15 protein-coding genes are annotated in these 17,778 nt (G+C 54.7%); all 15 read left to right on the forward strand.

Annotated elements, in window-relative coordinates:
- Nucleotides 1-275 precede the first annotated feature (275 nt).
- The 15 genes from A9753_RS10125 to sufB all read left to right on the forward strand — a co-directional run bounded on the left by A9753_RS10125 (nt 276) and on the right by sufB (nt 17,752).
- A complete protein-coding gene (locus A9753_RS10125; RefSeq protein ID WP_141673286.1) occupies nt 276-1,535 on the forward strand; it encodes a tetratricopeptide repeat protein in 1,260 nt (419 codons plus the stop codon).
- A complete protein-coding gene (locus A9753_RS03375) occupies nt 1,532-2,599 on the forward strand; it encodes an HAD-IIA family hydrolase (RefSeq protein WP_067780411.1) in 1,068 nt (355 codons plus the stop codon). Before A9753_RS10125 ends, A9753_RS03375 begins: the two co-directional genes overlap by 4 nt.
- A gap of 6 nt (nt 2,600-2,605) precedes the next feature.
- Nucleotides 2,606-2,875: a hypothetical protein gene (locus A9753_RS09605; RefSeq protein WP_141673288.1), complete on the forward strand. Its 270-nt coding sequence runs from the start codon at nt 2,606-2,608 to the stop codon at nt 2,873-2,875.
- Nucleotides 2,863-3,747 (forward strand): TlyA family RNA methyltransferase, encoded by an 885-nt coding sequence (locus A9753_RS03380; RefSeq protein ID WP_067780414.1) that lies wholly within the window; start codon nt 2,863-2,865, stop codon nt 3,745-3,747. Before A9753_RS09605 ends, A9753_RS03380 begins: the two co-directional genes overlap by 13 nt.
- A gap of 5 nt (nt 3,748-3,752) precedes the next feature.
- The gene (locus A9753_RS03385) at nt 3,753-4,661 is read left to right on the forward strand and encodes an NAD kinase (RefSeq protein ID WP_425394245.1); all 909 of its coding nucleotides are present in this window, start codon (nt 3,753-3,755) and stop codon (nt 4,659-4,661) included.
- Nucleotides 4,662-4,668: 7 nt separating this feature from the next.
- On the forward strand, nt 4,669-6,426 hold the full coding sequence (recN, locus tag A9753_RS03390; protein ID WP_067780420.1) for a DNA repair protein RecN: 1,758 nt from the start codon (nt 4,669-4,671) through the stop codon (nt 6,424-6,426).
- Nucleotides 6,423-7,628: a putative cytokinetic ring protein SteA gene (steA, locus tag A9753_RS03395; RefSeq protein ID WP_067781055.1), complete on the forward strand. Its 1,206-nt coding sequence runs from the start codon at nt 6,423-6,425 to the stop codon at nt 7,626-7,628. Before recN ends, steA begins: the two co-directional genes overlap by 4 nt.
- Before the next feature lie 23 nt (nt 7,629-7,651).
- Nucleotides 7,652-8,578: a copper transporter gene (locus A9753_RS03400; protein ID WP_067780423.1), complete on the forward strand. Its 927-nt coding sequence runs from the start codon at nt 7,652-7,654 to the stop codon at nt 8,576-8,578.
- A 9-nt stretch (nt 8,579-8,587) separates the two neighbouring features.
- Nucleotides 8,588-9,763: a hypothetical protein gene (locus tag A9753_RS03405; protein ID WP_141673290.1), complete on the forward strand. Its 1,176-nt coding sequence runs from the start codon at nt 8,588-8,590 to the stop codon at nt 9,761-9,763.
- Nucleotides 9,738-11,510: a murein biosynthesis integral membrane protein MurJ gene (gene murJ, locus A9753_RS03410; RefSeq protein ID WP_083090268.1), complete on the forward strand. Its 1,773-nt coding sequence runs from the start codon at nt 9,738-9,740 to the stop codon at nt 11,508-11,510. Before A9753_RS03405 ends, murJ begins: the two co-directional genes overlap by 26 nt.
- A 49-nt stretch (nt 11,511-11,559) precedes the next feature.
- Entirely contained in the window at nt 11,560-12,729 is a 1,170-nt protein-coding gene (locus A9753_RS03415) for a glycosyltransferase (protein ID WP_067780431.1), read from the forward strand.
- 206 nt (nt 12,730-12,935) lie between these two features.
- Nucleotides 12,936-14,618: a CTP synthase gene (locus tag A9753_RS03420; protein WP_083090269.1), complete on the forward strand. Its 1,683-nt coding sequence runs from the start codon at nt 12,936-12,938 to the stop codon at nt 14,616-14,618.
- 51 nt (nt 14,619-14,669) lie between these two features.
- Complete coding sequence (locus A9753_RS03425; protein ID WP_067780437.1) at nt 14,670-15,446, forward strand: NUDIX domain-containing protein; 777 nt, start codon at nt 14,670-14,672, stop codon at nt 15,444-15,446.
- Nucleotides 15,447-15,590: 144 nt separating this feature from the next.
- Entirely contained in the window at nt 15,591-16,322 is a 732-nt protein-coding gene (locus A9753_RS03430) for a helix-turn-helix transcriptional regulator (protein ID WP_067780438.1), read from the forward strand.
- The gene (gene sufB, locus A9753_RS03435; RefSeq protein WP_067780440.1) at nt 16,319-17,752 is read left to right on the forward strand and encodes a Fe-S cluster assembly protein SufB; all 1,434 of its coding nucleotides are present in this window, start codon (nt 16,319-16,321) and stop codon (nt 17,750-17,752) included. Before A9753_RS03430 ends, sufB begins: the two co-directional genes overlap by 4 nt.
- Nucleotides 17,753-17,778 lie beyond the last annotated feature (26 nt).

The raw sequence follows: 17,778 nt of genomic DNA on the forward strand, positions 1-17,778 counted from the left end.
GCACTCGCTAGGGTGTGGGAGAGTAGGACGCCGCCGTACATATACTTGTGAGGGTTGAGCCCCGCTGCCATGTTTGTGTGGTTGGCGGGGCTCCCCCACACCCCAGGGCTGGATTGTTCTCTTTTTCCCACAGTATTGGTGGTATGGTCCTTGGGACTAGTGACTTGTGTGTATTGGTATTGGTGAGAGTTTGCATAGGGCATGATCTCGCTAGTTTCTTGTTCATGCCGTAGCCTTAGTGATGAGTTTTCATAGTGTTTGTTGGAAGTAGTGCCATGCCAGATCAGCCCCGTCGTTACGAGTCTTTCTCACAAGGTCAGTCTCGCGGTTCCTCCTCTGATCGAGGATCTGGCCGCGCTTCTTTCCGTGATCATCACTCGCAGGACGAGCGTCGTTCCTTCCGTAATGAGCGGCATGATAACGGCCGTCGTTCGTTCCGTCGTGATGGTGAGGAGCGTCGTTCGTTCCGTCGTGATGGTGATGGAGAGCGTCACTCTGTTCGCGGTGATCGTCATGATGAACGACGTGGTGGTCGTCCGGGAAGTTCTCGTGGTGCACAGTTCCGCGATCGCCAAGATAGTCGTGCTTCTCGCCGCCGTGACAATGACTCACGTCCTCCTCAGAGCGTTCGTGTTCCTGAACCACCGCTTGCTGATGATATTGCTGCCGGCGATCTTGACCCCTCCGCACGTAAGCCCCTTCGTGCTCTGGGACGTCAGAATGCCGACAACGTTGCTCGTCACCTTGTGATGGTCCAGCGTCTTCTTGAAACTGATCCTGCTCTCGCTCTTGCGCATGCGCGGTACGCGAACTCTCACGCCGGTCGTGTCGCTGTGGTGCGCGAGGCCACAGCAATGGCTGCGTATCTTGCAGGCGAGTATTCTGAGGCACTGCGTGAAATTCGTACAGCACGTCGTCTGAGTGGCCTGGACATCCACCGCGCTATCGAAGCGGATTGCGAACGCGCATTGGGACGATATGATGCCGCACTACGCGTTGCCGAGGAAGTTGATCCTCGGTTCCTTGATGACGCTGAACGAGCAGAACTCGCGATCGTTATATCCGGCGTACGCCACGAAATGGGACATGACGATCTTGCTCTGCTTGTTATCGAAGATGCGATTCGTCAGCGTCCTGCTGACCGCGAAACTCTTCGTCGTTTACATCTTGTTCGTGCAGACCGTCTTGAAGAACAGGGACAAAAGGCAGCAGCCGACGCTATTCGTGAACGTGTTGGTATCAACGAACCCACAATTGAAGACGAGGAAGTTACCGTCTTCGATCTTGAAGAAGAATTCAACACGGACGACGATTTCTCCGCGGATGACAATGAGTCTTTCCCAGATGACTCCCCACGCTCTCCGCTCAATGGTGAATCTGTCTATGGTGAGTCTGTCGAATGTGACAATGCAGATACTGATAGTAACGGTGGGAACCTCTCCACATTTGCAGACGATTCAGCGCACAACGTCGACATTGACGGACAAGCCGAGTTTCAATCCGCCACCAACACTGAGGATGACGATCAGGTATGAACGCAACTCTCCTGCCCTGTGACCAGCCATTGATGAGTGCCTTCGATACCGCACTCCTAGACCTCGATGGCGTTTGCTTCGCGGGAACCGACCCGATCGACTATGCGTCCCAAAGCGTTCGCGCTGCTCGCGAAGTTGGCATGCGGACCATGTTCGTCACCAACAATGCATCCCGTCCGCCACAGTTAGTTGCTGACAAACTTACTGGCCTCGATATTCCTACCGATCCCACGCAGATCTTCACCGCTGCGATGGATGGTGCAGCCGTCGTGGCGCAAATGTTGCCCAGCGGCAGTGCAGTGCTTCCTGTTGGAGGACAAGGCGTGATGGAAGCACTTGCGGATGAAGGCATGCGAATTGTGACCAGTGCCGACGACCACCCGGCTGCTGTACTCCAGGGCTACGATGCAAGCGTCGACTGGGCCATGATGAGTGAAGGAGCTTACGCCATCAATAATGGCGCCATTCATGTGGCGACAAATATGGATGCCACTTTGCCTACTGAACGCGGATTTGCGCTCGGTAACGGTAGCCTCGTTACCGCCATCAGCCACGCTACCCGCGTAGAGCCCATCGCCGCAGGAAAGCCCCTGCCAGGGATTTACCAGCGTGCTTTGGCACGATGCCATGGCGAGAACCCCGTAGCAATCGGTGACCGTCTCAATACAGACCATGCTGGTGCACGCGATAGTTCTATCGCTTCCCTCCATGTCCTTACTGGTGTGAACGATGCACGAGATGTCATTACTGCTCCGGCACAATGGCGCCCGACATTCGTTCATACCGACCTGCGTGGTCTGACTGAACCTCACCCGGAAGTCGACGTCACTGTGAACGCTGAAGGCGATGTTGTGGCGAGCGTAGCGCCAATCGGCGAGTACCCAGCAGCCCAGGCTTCGGTCCATGAAGGGGAACTAACTGTCGATGGAATCGGCTCTTTGTCTCATCCCCGTGAACTTAGCCTGAACGAGTACCGCGCAGCCATCGCCGCTGCATGGGCATGGGCTGATATTCATGGCCCTCTCGCTGATGATGTCGTGGCACATGTGAGTGTTAAGGCCTAACCTTTCATGACACCCCTATCCACTACTCAACCACTCTCTCCCCACACCGGTGCTGATCCGGCGCCCAGCCCTGCGAGTATGCCGATGCACGCCACTCGACCATTGACGGCACCGATGGGTGTAGAGGACATGCGAGTTCTAGCAGATCAGTGGTCGCAGAAACTTAGTGATGAACTTGCCTCACTGAAGGATTTGGACGTGTCTGACCACTACGCCGTCTACGTCGATATCTGTGAACAACTCTCGAGTCGATTGAAAACACCATGGCACGTCTGATTCGCCTGGATTCAGAACTTGTCCGTCGCGGATTAGCGAGGTCTCGCAGTCATGCGGCCACGATGATTCAGGACGGCCATGTGGCACTTGATGGACAGGTCGTGATCAAGCCTGCCCGTCAGGTCAATCCCGCTCAAGCGATTACTATCGTCGAACCTGAAGGAACGGATTACGTTTCCCGAGGCGCATACAAACTTGCCGGGGCTTTGGACACTCTCATCGAGATGGGCAAACCAATCGAGGTGCAAGGGCGACGCTGCATGGACGCAGGGGCATCGACTGGAGGGTTCACTGACGTGCTATTGCGCCGCGGCGCCGAACACGTCACCAGCGTAGACGTGGGCTACGGGCAACTCGCATGGAAACTTCAGAGCGACAGTCGAGTTACGGTGATGGACCGTACAAACGTGCGCCTCATGGAATCGGGAGACATCACACCTGAGCCCACATTGGTTGTGGGAGACCTTTCATTTATTTCACTGCGTCTTATTTTGCCGGCTTTAGTGAAAGTTGCGGCTGTGAAAGCCGACCTCCTCTTGATGGTGAAGCCACAGTTCGAAGTTGGCAAAGAACGACTTGGCCACGGTGGAGTTGTCCGTGACCCCGCATTGCACGCTAGTGCTGTTATTGATGTGGCTACATGCGCACTCGATCTAGGCTTACGTATCAGTGCTATTGCCGCCTCACCATTACCTGGTCCAGCGGGAAATGTAGAATACTTCATCGCGATGCACGCATCTGAGTCCACGATTGATACAACACTGCTTCTCGACGCTGAGCAATTACCTCAGGCAATCGATCAAGCCATCCAGGATGGTCCCGTTGGCCAGAGCACACGAGCCCATCACCGACGCCGTACATCCCCCATGTGAGGAGCATGATGATTCTCTCGCCCCAACGTGTCATGGTGCTACAGCGCAGCTCAGACATGAAACGTCCTCACTCTCGTGCCTCCCAAGAAACCGCACAGACGGCTGCGCTTGTGTGCAAGTCACTGGCATCCCACGGTGTTGAGGTAGTCAGCAATCCTGATGATCGTGCGAGTCATGACGACTTAATCGAACACAATGTTGACCTCATTATTGTTATCGGTGGGGACGGTACCATCCTTTTTGGATCCCAAATCGCCCGAGAACTTGACGTCCCCTTGCTTGGTATCAACACCGGCCATGTAGGCTTCCTCGCCGAAGTTGAGGCTGAAGATGTGGACAAGGTGATTCATCAAGTCATTCACGGCAACATCATGATCGAAGAACGCATGACACTTGACGTGGAAGTTCGCCGTCCAGATGGCAGTGTGGAATTTGGATGGGCTTTGAATGAAGCAGCCTTGGATAAACGTGATCGCTCACGCGTGGTTGATGTGGCAATCGGTGTGGATGGACAAGCAGTTTCGTCTTTCGGGTGTGATGGTCTGATCGTCTCCACCCCCACCGGTTCAACGGCTTACGCCTTCTCCTGCGGTGGCCCAATTTTATGGCCAGACCTTCAGGCGCTTCTCCTTGTTCCTGTTGCAGCTCACGCACTCTTTACTCGCCCCCTAGTAGTCGGCCCTCATTCCTGCCTTGAACTAGGGGTGGCTCATTCTGGTGGCGGTGGCTGTGATATTTGGTGTGATGGACGCCGTTCCATTGATGCTCCTGAAGGGTCACTTATTCGGGTGCGGGCTGGTGAACAACCAGTTCGCCTGGTCCGAGTCACTGATGCTCCCTTCTCCGAACGACTCGTGGCTAAATTCCACCTGCCCGTCGATGGCTGGCGCGCAGTAGCTGACTCCGAGGATTGATTTAGGCATGATCGAGTCCCTTGCCATTGATGATCTGGGAGTAATTGAGCACGCGGATTTCTCCTTCAGTCCTCGCCTGACCGCGCTGACTGGTGAAACCGGTGCAGGCAAGACGATGATTCTCTCCTCCGTAGCTCTTCTCATGGGAGCACGATCGGAGACCTCAATCGTGCGTGCAGGCGCAGAGAAAGCCGTGATCGAAGGCCGATGGCTTATTAATGACAATTCTGCCGCTGCACAACGTGCTCTAGAGGCCGGCGCAGCACTCGATGATGATGAACTCATCTGCGTGCGGATGGTTCCCTCTGAAGGCCGTTCTCGAGCAGTAGCCGGCGGGCGTTCAGTCCCCTCCAGCGTACTGGCCGATATTTGTTCAGACCTTATTACTATCCACGGGCAGGCCGACCAGATTCGCCTACGTTCGCAATCTGCACAGCGACGAGCAGTAGACAACAGCGGGGGGCAATCGCACCTTGATCTCTGCCGGAATTATGCTCAAGCGTGGAAAAAACTTACCGCTGCTCGCACAGAACTCAAGGAACGGACACACTCTGTAGCTCAACGTCAAGCCCGTGCCGCCCAACTGCGTCTTATGATCGACATGGTCGAGGAAGCACAACTCCAACCTGGTGAAGACGAAGAACTCACCCACGAAGTCGAACGACTTTCCTGGGTTGATGACCTTCGTCAGGCAACTACGCAGGCACTGGCTGCATTACGCGGTGGGGAAGAGACGACGTCGATTGACCAGGAGCAGGATGCTCAGACACTCCTGGGAAATGCCGTACGATACCTCGAGCATGCCTGCCACTATGACTCGGCTCTGGACGCAGTAACTGAACAACTGGGCGCACTGACCTCTCAAATTAGCGATATCACTGATGAAATCGTTTCTTACACTGCCGGTCTCAACGCGGATCCTCAGCGTCTAGAGGAAGTGTTCCAAAGACGTGCGCTTATCGCCCGCACCCTGAAAGAACTTGCTGCTGCATCCCTCCAGCCAATGGATCACACCGATGATGCTCTTCAGTTTGTGGCTGCGGCGCGTGAAGAATTAGCAGATCTCAATAACCCGGATAATGGCCCAGAACAAGCCCAGCGGAATGTTGATGCTGCTTATGCAGAAGTAGTCCGATTCGGCGATGAACTTACCGCATCACGCCAACGTATTGCCGCCACAATGGAAGAAAAGGTTGCCGAAGAACTCCATGGCTTATTCATGCCCGGGGCACGTGTCCATATCAGCCTTGACGAACTTGATGATTACGGCCCCACAGGTAAAGAAAATGTTGCTCTTCTCCTTCAGCCACACCCTGGTGCTGAACCACTTCCTTTGGGGAAGGGAGCATCTGGCGGTGAATTAAGTCGTGTCATGCTTGCCATTGAACTTGTCCTTGCCGATACGCGAGCACAACATACTGAGAACACGTCTTATCCCACCACGATGATTTTCGATGAAATTGATGCCGGTGTGGGCGGAAAAGCGGCAGGAGCCATCGGGCAGCGTCTTGCCCGATTAGCTCAACATCATCAGGTCATTGTGGTTACTCATCTGCCTCAGGTAGCCGCATGGGCAGACCGGCATCTTGTCGTCGAAAAAACCGTTGGAGACACGAGCACTACTACTCGAGTTCACCACGTAGTGGATGAATACCGTCAACGAGAACTCGCTCGAATGCTCTCAGGACATGATGATTCTGACACGGCATTACGCCACGCCGTTGAACTGCTCCGTGAGGCAACCGTGGCAGAATGCCATTCGTGAGGAATCTGTTCCGCAAACAACCAGCGTGCGATCCAGACCGTCCAAGTGGTGCGGTCAAGATTGACGCGCGTACAAAGAACCTTGTGAAGCGTCTCAACCCTGGGGATATTGCAGTCATTGACCACTGCGATCTGGACCGAGTTGCCGCAGAATCACTTGTTGAAGCGAAGGTCGCTGCTGTGCTCAACGCAGCCCCCTCCGTGAGTGGTCGCTACCCGAACCTAGGGCCAGGCATCATCATCGATGCCGGTATTCCTCTTATTGATGACCTTGGACCAGACGTGATGCGCCTGCGTGAAGGAACCCACGTCATCATCGTCGATGACACGATTCTTCACGTTAAAGATGAATCGATGATCGCGCAGGGTACCCGCCATAGCCGCGAAAGCATCGATACCCTGATGGAATCGGCCAATGAAGGTCTGGCCATTCAAATGGAAGCTTTTGCCGCCAATACCATGGAGTACATGCGTAAAGAGGCAGATTTGCTTCTTAACGGCATTGGCATGCCGCAAATCAAAACGGATATGCGAGGCCGCCACGTCTTGGTTGTGGTGCGCGGATATAACTATAAAGAAGACCTCCAAGCACTACGCTCTTACGTTCGCGAATATAAACCGATCATTATTGGTGTGGATGGGGGAGCAGACGCAGTTCTCGGCGCAGGTATGCACTTAGACATGGTGGTTGGCGACATGGATTCTGTCACCGATAAAGCCCTGCGTTCTGGTGCAGAAATCATTGTCCATGCATACCGTGATGGCCACGCCCCAGGCCTGGGACGTGTTGAGGAACTTGGAGTAGAACATACTGTTTTCCCCGCTGCGGGAACCAGCGAAGACATCGCTATGCTCATTGCTGACGAAGCGGGAGCAGAACTCATCGTCGCTGTGGGCACCCATGCCACGCTGCTGGAATTTCTTGACAAAGGTCGCTCGGGCATGAGTTCAACCTTCCTCACTCGCCTCAAACTCGGTGGCAAACTCATCGATGCCAAGGGAGTCTCTCGCCTCAATCGGCCGCGTATTCGCAACTGGCACCTGGCACTCCTGGTAGCCGCAGGATTCTTCGCACTGTTTGCAGCGCTCGCCTCAACCCCCGCTGGTCAGACTTTTCTCGGTCTGAGCGGAGTAGCGTGGGATGACTTGCTTAACTTCTTCCGATCCCTCGTGGGACTAGCACCCAACTCACCATCTGTGTGACGCGTGATTTAAGGATTACTCCAGTGATTGACTTCCGATACCACCTCGTGTCCCTGATTTCTGTGTTCATGGCTTTAGCTGTGGGCGTCGTGTTAGGTGCTGGTCCTCTTCAAGGGTCTCTGGGTAACGCCCTGGCTGACCAGGTCGATTCTCTTAGCGCCACCAAAGCTGCTACCCAAAGCCAGTTGGAAAAAACCGAAACCGCGGTTAATCAGCGTGATACCTATATTGCTCAGGCCGCGCAGGACTATCTGCCCGGCTCGCTTACCAATCACCATGTGGTTCTCGTGCTGCTCCCTGGTGCTCAAGGAGAAGATGTTGACGTCGTGGCTCAGGAACTCGAAACTGCTAGCGCCAGTGTGGTTGGTCGAGTGACTCTGACCCAGGCATGGGAAGACCCCGGACGCGAAACTTTCCGCAACACCTATGCAGGCCAGTTCAGCGCATACCTGCCTTCCAGCGCTGGTGCAGCCACCGGCAACGAAGCATTGGGGCAAGGGTTGGCCGTAGCATTGACCAGTAATGATCCCAACGCCGATGCGCTGACAGATTTGCTCACTGCCTCCGATTCGCCGTTGTTGTCTGGTAAGCCGGATCTTTCTGAACCTGCCGACATGATTGTGATCGTTGGTCCTCATGCTGACGTTGACTCCGATGCCATTCCCAGTCCGTCACCTGACGAAGACCCCAATGCTTGGACTGCAGCAGTCAAGGGCATCAACTCCATTGCCGCGACGGTGGTCCTCGGCTCTGCTGTCAATGACAATGATTTGATTTCCCTGCTCCGGCAGGGTGATTCTCAAGTCACCACTATTGATTCCGTTGGCCAGATGCCTTCTGCTGTTAGTGTCCCCTTGGCCCTAGCTTCCATGAGAACTGAGGGGAAACGCGCTTACGGCTTTGCTTCCAGTGCTACGGCAGTGATGCCGCCGCTTCCTGGTAAGAACTGAGGCACAGCGATGAGGATGACGCGTTCTCATCTCCATGATCTGTTTCATCATGTGGATATTTTGTCCCAAGCCAAGGATTGCCTCATGGGTGTGGCGCGGATCAGTGCTATGGCTACCATAGCTGTGAGTGAGGTGGCTGCTAGTCTTCCTGCAGAGGTTGCTGAACGTGTAAATTACCGTGGCAACACGGTGCATCTTCGTGGCGGTTTAGGTGCTGCATCCGGAGTTGTAGCCGCCGGAATTGTCACCTCGTTTGTTCCTCAAGTGAGCGTATTGGCCTCCGCCACCAGCCCATTGCGTCTTTTGCAGCATCGCCCGGTTAGCGCAGTCAATTCCCGAGACGGGGACCTGTCATATTCTGCATTGGGAGTGGCTACTGCGGTGGCAACCTCTGTGGGGGCCACTGCTGGCCTTATTGATGACCTTGAAGAACGCCATCGTGACAGTGAGTTCCACGCCAAGGGGATCCAGGGCCACGTTGATGCACTTCGTCACGGACATGTGACAACCGGGATGATGAAGGTTGGTCTTATTGGAACAGGTTCCCTCCTGGCCGCTTCTATTCTCTCAACTGACGCTGGGCTGGACCGTTCACTTCAACGTTTACCTCACCGAGCGGTTCCTGACGTTTTTCGAGCCCTGAGCGTGGGGTCACTCGTGGACACAACGGTACGAGCCATCGCTATTGCCTCATGGGCTAATGTCGCTAATTTGCTGGACTTGAGGCCAGGGCGCTGTTTGAAATCGATGAGCATGATTGCTGTACCTGCTCTGTTGACTGATGGACGATTTATCGACCGACAGGGGCAGGACAGTGCGACGGTGCCTGGAGATTTTTCGACATGCTTACCACTTTGCACAGGCACTACCTCACCGCTGGCTCTGTGCCCACGTCCAGGTGCACGCCGTACCCTAGCGACAGGCATCCTAAGCGTGTGCATGATGGCTATTCGAACTGATCTCAACGAAACCACCATGTTGGGAGATACCGGTGCCAACGCTTTGGGCGCAGCAGTCGGTGTTCTCCTGGCAAGTTCGTCTTATCCCTGGGTTCGCGTAGGTGCTGCTGTGACCGGTGTGGGACTGACTTTTGCGAGTGAAAGAATCTCTTTTTCTGCCGTCATCGACTCCACCCCTATTCTCTCTGCCTGGGATCGTTATGGACGCGCACATTCCAGCAACTGAGTGCTCTGCGCCAGGCAAGAATGAAAAGACTAGCCCCGCTCAGCCACCTTCCTTAGCTTCACGCGCAAGGAAGATTTCCGGGTTGACTCTTGGCTCTCGAGTACTCGGCTTCGTTAGGTGGATGGTTCAAGCCTCCATGGTCGGTTCAGGTACCGTCGCAGGCGCCTACGCTACTGCGAATCAAATCCCGAACGTCTTGTACGAAGTGGTCGTTGGTGGGGCGTTAGCAGGGGCTGTGGTCCCCATGCTGTCTTCAGCAGTTCACGCTGGTCACAAGGATGAAGTGGAACAGACATCCCGAGCGCTGTTCACTATCGTCCTTGTGGTTCTTGTTCCCATTGCGTTGGCAGTTTTTTTGGGTGCCGGTGCTATCGCTCATCTCTTCCCCGTCTCCGAAGGGGTGGACCCGCATCTTCAACGATCTCTTGTTGCATCATTTTTGAGGATGTTCGCCATTCAAATTCCTCTTTACGGAATTGGAGTGGTGATGACCGGAATCCTCCACTCGCATGAACGGTTTATTCTTCCCGCCATCACTCCAATTGCCTCAAGTCTGGTTGTGATGGTGACTTATGCGATGTATGGAGCACTGACTCACTCTGTGGGGGGCGCGGCCTCAAACACAGCAATGCCGTCTCAGCAGGCCCTTGAGGTACTGGGCTGGGGAACTACGATCGGTGTAGCGGCACTTAGTTTGCCGCTTGTTATCCCAGTCAAGCGTCTTGGTATTCGCCTTCTTCCCCAATGGGGGATGGATCGCGAGGTTGCCCGCAGAGGTCTGCATGTCGCAGGGGCGGGAGTGTGGGCCCTCATGGCCCAGCAGGTATGTGTTGTGGTGCTTATCGGCTTGACTCGCCATGGCGGAGCCACGGGTACCGTTGCTGTTTATCAGTACACCCAGGCGGTCTACATGCTTCCCTATGCCGTAGCCGTGATTCCGCTTGCGACGGTGGTTTACCCCTATCTTGCCCGTCAGGCGCAGGTCCCTGAACGCTGCGAATTCCACAATAAAGTTACTGCAACGATCTCTCTTATTGTGGTGGCCTCTATGGCAGGGGCTATTGCACTGAGCGTTGGGGCGCCAGCAGCGTGGAAAGTCTTTTCCTTGCTTGCTCCTGTTCCTGGTATGGATCATGCGCTTGTTGCATTTGCCCCGGGACTTGTGGGCTTGGCTCTTATCTATCACGCTACCCGGGTGCTTTACTGTGCAGGAAATCCTGCCTCAGCAGCAGTGATGACCAGTCTGGGATGGCTCATGGTCCCTATTCTTGCTTGGTTTCTCATTGCAGGTCCTGGGCAAGACATTAACTTGGGAACGCTGTTTGCTTGTGATGCCCACGCCTTTGATTATTCCGCAGGTGCTCGCACTCTTGTCGCTCTTGGATTAGCGACGAGTGGTGGCATGATTGTGGCTGGCCTGGCTATGATGGCGGCCGTTGCCAAGGTCTGTGGTTTACAAGTGGTCATAGCTCCTCTTCGCGTCTTCCTGGTTGGGGCCCTCATCTCTATTCCCACGGTATTTCTCTTACGTCCACTGACGCTGACTTTCGTTGAACGCTATAACCCGCTTATCGGTATTGTGCTGACCGCGGTGATTGCTCTTGTCGCAGCGGCGCTGTTAGTAGCGATTATCTTTGTTGGAGACAAGAAAATAACCCGTCCAGAACATCGTTGGAGTGCGGCATTACCTTCGACCGCTCATGTCGGTTCTTCAAGCTGTGGCAGGCTTGGACCTGAATGTGAATAATCGTATGCCTTGGAGGGCTTGGCATGGTGAGTGATGAGGAGACGTGAGGATGACCCGAATCGTCATCGTGTGTGCTCAAGCGTCCGGGGGAGTGCGTCATCATGTGGGGCAGACTGCACGCCTCTTGAGTAATTCTTATGAGGTTCACGTAATCGCGCCTCAGTCAGTTCTTGAGGGACTGGACTGCGGTCAGGCGGCCACCCATCCACTGGCTATCGGTTCACGGCCTTCTTCACAGGATCCTGCAACGGTGCGTGCGCTGAAACGTGCTTTCTCTCGCTATCGGCCTGACGCCGTGCACGCTCATGGCCTACGCGCCGGTGCTTTAAGTTCTTTAGCCCTGATGGGATTTCCCTCCCGTTTCGTGGTCACTCTTCACAATATGCCGGTAGGCTCACGATTGATCCGGGGAATTGGGCAGACATTGTTGAGCGTTATCGCACGTCGAGCTGATGTGGTGATGGCTGTAAGTCCTGATCTCCGTCAGTGGGCTCAGCGGGCAGGGGCGCGAGTGACTCGAGTGGCCACAGTTCCTGCGCCGTGGAGCGATACGAATGTTCACTCAACCCACCACAAATTGCCGCGAGAGAGTGGAAAATCGCAGTACGAAATTCGAAAACTCCGCCAGGCAATTCTTTCCCTCAGTAGTCACCGATCATACGACCTATCAGGTGAAGTTGAGAGGGTAGAACCACTCATTATTTTGACCTGTTCTCGTTTGGCTCCGCAGAAAGGAATGGGGGAACTTCTTGACGCACTCCGTATCCTGCGTACTTGTGCACCCCGTCCATTTGTCTGGGTTATTGCTGGTGAAGGACCACAAAGAGACTTACTTGAGCAGGCGAGAGATCAGGAGTCTCTTCCATTAGTGCTCCTTGGTCACCGCATTGACATACCCGATCTTATGACTGCTAGTGACCTCATCGTTTCGACCAGTCTTTGGGAAGGGCAGTCCCTCACTCTTCAGGAAGCCTTGCATGCACACAAACCTCTGATCACGACAGACGTGGGTGGCAGTGCACTAACCTCACACGGTGGAGCAACCCTGTGTGAACCCACAGGTGAGTCACTAGCGGAAGCGGTTCTCAGTGTCATCACTACTGATGATGCGTTGGCTCAGGCAGCGCGCAAGTCAGCGTCCGCAGCCCAATTGCTGCCGACAGAAGCCGATCTTCGCGACGAACTTATCTCTGTTCTTCGCCTTGATGCGTCAACTTAAAACTCAGATTCTCAGGCGCATAGCGCCAGAATGTGGATGTGAAACATGTGACATTTTTGTCCCTTCTCACGCCTAGTAACTGGAAAAATGTGTCGGAAAATCACCGTTTTCTCACTGTGCTGCAGACGAACGAAAAAATAAAGACTCGTTGACTCTCAACAAATTCCCAGGAAATACATATAGCCTGGAGTTCCGTGAATAATTCAATGACCCGACACGGGAATCAAACGCCAGTCCCACGCCATATTTTCGTCACCGGTGGCGTTGTCTCTTCCCTCGGTAAAGGCCTCACGGCTTCCAGTTTGGGCCGTCTCCTTCGCGCTCGCGGTCTGACCGTGGCCATGCAGAAACTCGATCCCTACATCAATGTGGATCCCGGCACCATGAATCCCTTCCAGCACGGGGAAGTCTTCGTTACTGAAGACGGTGCAGAAACCGATCTTGACATCGGACATTACGAACGTTTCCTTGACGTTAACCTCAGTGGAAAAGCAAACGCCACCACAGGCCAGGTTTACTCAACTGTCATCGCCAAAGAACGCCGTGGCGAATATCTTGGCGACACAGTTCAAGTCATCCCGCACATCACCGACGAAATTAAGCGCGTCATGCGCGCTCAAGCTGAACCTGATGCTGATGGCAATGTCCCCGATGTCATCATCACCGAAATCGGAGGCACTGTTGGTGACATCGAAAGTCAGCCGTTCCTTGAAGCAGCACGACAAGTGCGTGCAGACCTAGGCCGCGGAAACGTGGCCTTTGTTCATGTCGCCCTCATTCCCTTCCTCCCTGCAGCAGGTGAACTCAAAACCAAGCCCACTCAACACTCGGTAGCAGCACTGCGTAATATCGGTATCCAGCCTGATGCCCTCGTCCTGCGTACCGACCGTCCTCTTCCGGAGGGAATCAAGGGGAAGGTCGCATTGATGTGTGACGTGGATCGTGAGGCTGTTATCGAATGTGCCGATGCGGCGTCGATCTACGAAGTGCCTCCTACTCTCCATAAGGAAGGACTCGACGCCTTCCTTGTTCAACGACTTTCCCTTCCCTTCCGCGACGTGGACTGGAGTGAATGGAACCAACTCCTCGAACGGGTCCACTCACCTAAATACCGCGTTGAGGTAGCGCTCGTGGGCAAGTATGTCGATCTTCATGATGCTTACCTCTCCGTATCCGAAGCCATCAAACACGGCGGATTCGCCAATAATGCCCAGGTGAAAATTCGATGGGTTGCCTCGGACTCATGTGAAACTCCTGAGGGAGCTCAGCACGCCCTTGAAGGCGTAGACGCCATCGTGGTGCCTGGAGGATTCGGCGTACGTGGAATCGAAGGCAAACTTGGTGCATTGCGTTGGGCCCGTGAGCATCAGGTCCCAACTCTCGGTATCTGCCTGGGCCTGCAGTGTATGGTTATTGAAGCAGCACGTAACCTTCTGGGACTCAGCGCAGCGTCTTCTACCGAAATGGAGCCTGAAACGCCTGATCCCGTGGTGGCTACCATGGACGATCAGAAGCAAATCATCTCCGGCCAGGGCGACTTGGGCGGCACCATGCGACTAGGTGCTTATGAGGCAACTTTGACTCCGGGCTCCCTGGTAGCAGACATCTACGGCACTACTACTGTCAGTGAGCGTCACCGCCACCGCTTTGAAGTCAATAACGCTTACCGCAATCAACTTCAGTCCGTGGGCCTAAACGTTACGGGGACATCACCCGATGGTCACCTCGTTGAATTTGTTGAACTCGACTCGTCTTTGCATCCCTACTATGTAGCCACGCAAGCACATCCTGAGTTCAAATCACGTCCCACCACTCCTCATCCTCTCTTTGCTGGGTTGATTGGGGCCGCGCTAACGAAACGTCATGACCTTTACGCTGCTCACGAGTAAGCATCGCTAGGCTCACTTGGCTTCACTGCTATCTCACAGAAGGGACTAATCATGTCCGTACCTTTACGCGACGAACGCGTCATGGATGCTGAACTCGTTGAGCATGAACGTGTCTGGGATGGTCCAGTCTTTGGGATGAATGATGATGCTTTGATTTTGCCTAGCGGTGAACGCGTGATTCGACGTCAGTACCTTGCCCATCACTCGGCCGTTGCTGTGGTAGCGCTGCGTGATGGGCAGGTAGACGCGAAGGAGCCGGAGGTGTTGTTGATTCGTCAGTACCGTCATCCGGTTCGCGCTCGCCTTTGGGAGATTCCCGCAGGGTTGTTGGATCATCCAGGGGAAGATCCGCTTCTTGCTGCTCAGCGTGAACTCGCTGAAGAAACGCAGATGAGCGCCGCAACCTGGCATGTGCTTATGGATGTGTTCTCCTCACCTGGTTGCTCGAGTGAAGCACTTCGCATCTTCCTTGCCCGTGATCTTGAGGCCTGTTCTCTTCCTGAAGGGTTTGTGATGGAGGATGAGGAGGCCACACTTGAGCCCACCTGGGTTCCGCTAAGTCAGGCAGTCGATGCCGCATGTGCAGGCGATATTCACAGTGGTACTGCCGTGACGGGGCTGCTTGCTGCGCAGCGTGCGTGGGGGCGTTACTGCATCGGTGTGAGGAAGAGGTTTCTTTCTGAGGGTGGAAGTCGGGATGTGGTAGCGTATTCCGTCGCTTCTGGCGAACGGTGGCCGGGGCTTCGCTCAACGGATAGCGAGTGGCTTGGTTCGCCCTGCGGTTTTCGTTATTGCAATGATGGCAACCTCGTGAGAAACAACTCATGAAAAGTGCCTAATAATTTTGGCTTTATGAAAGCCATTCGCCTATGATTGGCGAGTAAGTATTTTCGGCACAAGAATCTTCGCTATTGTTGGGTATGGAGGTTTTCGTCTCTGCCGTACCGCACAGCGCTGAAGAGGGGAGTGGGCATGAACTACGCCGATGATGCCGGAACCCGAGCTAAAGTCCTTGATCTTATTGTGGAAAAAGGGCCGGTCTCGGCAGCGCAGATGGCAAGGGTCCTCCGTCTGACCCCAGCAGCCGTCCGTCGGCATATCACCGCCCTGGAGAACAGTGGTGATATCGAAGTTCATGAGGTTCCCCAAACATCTAAGCGTGGGCGCGGGCGTCCAGCGCGCCACTATGTTGCAACGACCAAAGCTGCAAGCCACTTGCCTGAAGGCTATTCAGAACTCGCCACGCGAGCATTGAACTACCTCTCTCAAGTTGCTGGTGGAGAAGCAGTCGATTCTTTTGCCGCCGCCCGTGGGCGTGACCTGGAACGTCGCTACATCGCCATTGTGAATGCAGCAGGAAAAGATCCAGCCGATCGTGCTCGTGCACTTGCTGATGCACTGACTGCCGACGGTTACGCAGCAACGGTCAGGGACATCGGTGACGGTAGTTTTGCCGTCCAACTATGCCAAGGCCACTGCCCCGTTCGTGAAGTTGCTGGAGAATTCCATGCACTGTGCGATGCAGAAACCCAAGCATTCTCCCGGCTCCTTGGAGTACCAGTGCAACGCCTGGCCACTCTTGCCGGCGGTGAGCACGTGTGTACCACACATGTTCCCGTCGCTATGCCAACCCTGCGTGCGCGAGCCGCACGCACCACAGACCAGCGAGGCCAACGTTCCTCGCGAATGGAAGGACACCGATGACTCAACCCACCAGTGAGGCCGTCAGCGATGATGAAATCATCGCATCCATCTCCACCAGTTATGACTACGGCTGGCACGATTCTGATGCCGCTGGCGAAAGTGCAAAGCGTGGCCTCAATGAAGATGTGGTGCGTGAGATCAGCGCAGCTAAAGACGAGCCCGAATGGATGCTCCAGCGTCGTCTGAAGGCATACGAAATCTTCGAGAGCAAGCCCATGCCCACCTGGGGTGTGGACCTTGAACCCCTCGATATGGACGCCGTGAAGTACTTCGTGCGTTCTACCGAACGTCCAGCTACGAGTTGGGATGACCTGCCTGAAGACATCAAAAACACCTACGACCGCCTTGGCATTCCTCAGGCGGAGCGTGAGCGTCTTGTCGCCGGTGTGGCAGCCCAGTATGAATCTGAAGTGGTCTACCACCAGATTCGCGAAGATCTCGAACAGCAGGGCGTAATCTTCCTCGATACAGATACCGCGCTTAAAGAACAGCCTGAATTGTTTCAGGAGTACTTCGGTACCGTGGTGCCCGCTGGTGACAATAAGTTTGCCGCACTGAACACTGCCGTATGGTCTGGTGGGTCCTTCATCTACGTGCCCCCGGGCGTCCACGTGGACATCCCACTTCAGGCCTACTTCCGTATTAACACCGAGAACATGGGGCAGTTTGAGCGTACGCTCATCATTGCTGACGAAGGTTCTTACGTTCATTACGTTGAAGGTTGCACCGCCCCGATCTACAAATCGGACTCCCTGCACTCTGCCATCGTGGAAATCGTGGTCAAGAAGAACGCCCGCGTTCGCTACACCACCATCCAGAACTGGTCTAACAACGTTTACAACCTGGTGACACAGCGCGCCACATGTGAAGAAGGCGCCACTATGGAATGGATCGATGGCAACATCGGCTCTAAGCGCAACATGAAGTATCCTGCGGTTTTCCTTATGGGGCCACACGCTCGCGGTGAAGCTTTGTCTATTGCTTTTGCAGGCGAAGGTCAGCACCAAGATACCGGTGCCAAGATGGTGCATATGGCTCCTCACACCTCGAGCCACATCGTCTCCAAGTCCATCGCCCGTAATGGTGGACGCAGTGCTTATCGTGGCCTGGTCCAGATCATGAAGAATGCACGTCACTCCAAGTCCAACGTGCTCTGTGATGCGCTGTTGGTTGATGAGATCAGTCGTTCCGACACTTACCCTTACGTCGACGTTCGCACTGACGACGTAGAGATGGGACACGAAGCAACCGTTTCCAAGGTGAGCGCTGACCAACTTTTCTACCTCATGCAGCGTGGTCTTAATGAGACCGAAGCAATGGCAACCATCGTGCGTGGCTTTGTTGAGCCCATTGCGCGCGAACTGCCCATGGAGTACGCACTCGAACTCAATCGCCTCATTGAACTTCAAATGGAGAACTCGGTGGGTTAATGCGCCCAACGCACACACCACCCCGC

Origin of the sequence: Actinomyces vulturis, assembly GCF_001687305.1 — a bacterium.
GTDB classification, from domain to species: Bacteria; Actinomycetota; Actinomycetes; order Actinomycetales; family Actinomycetaceae; genus Actinomyces; species Actinomyces vulturis.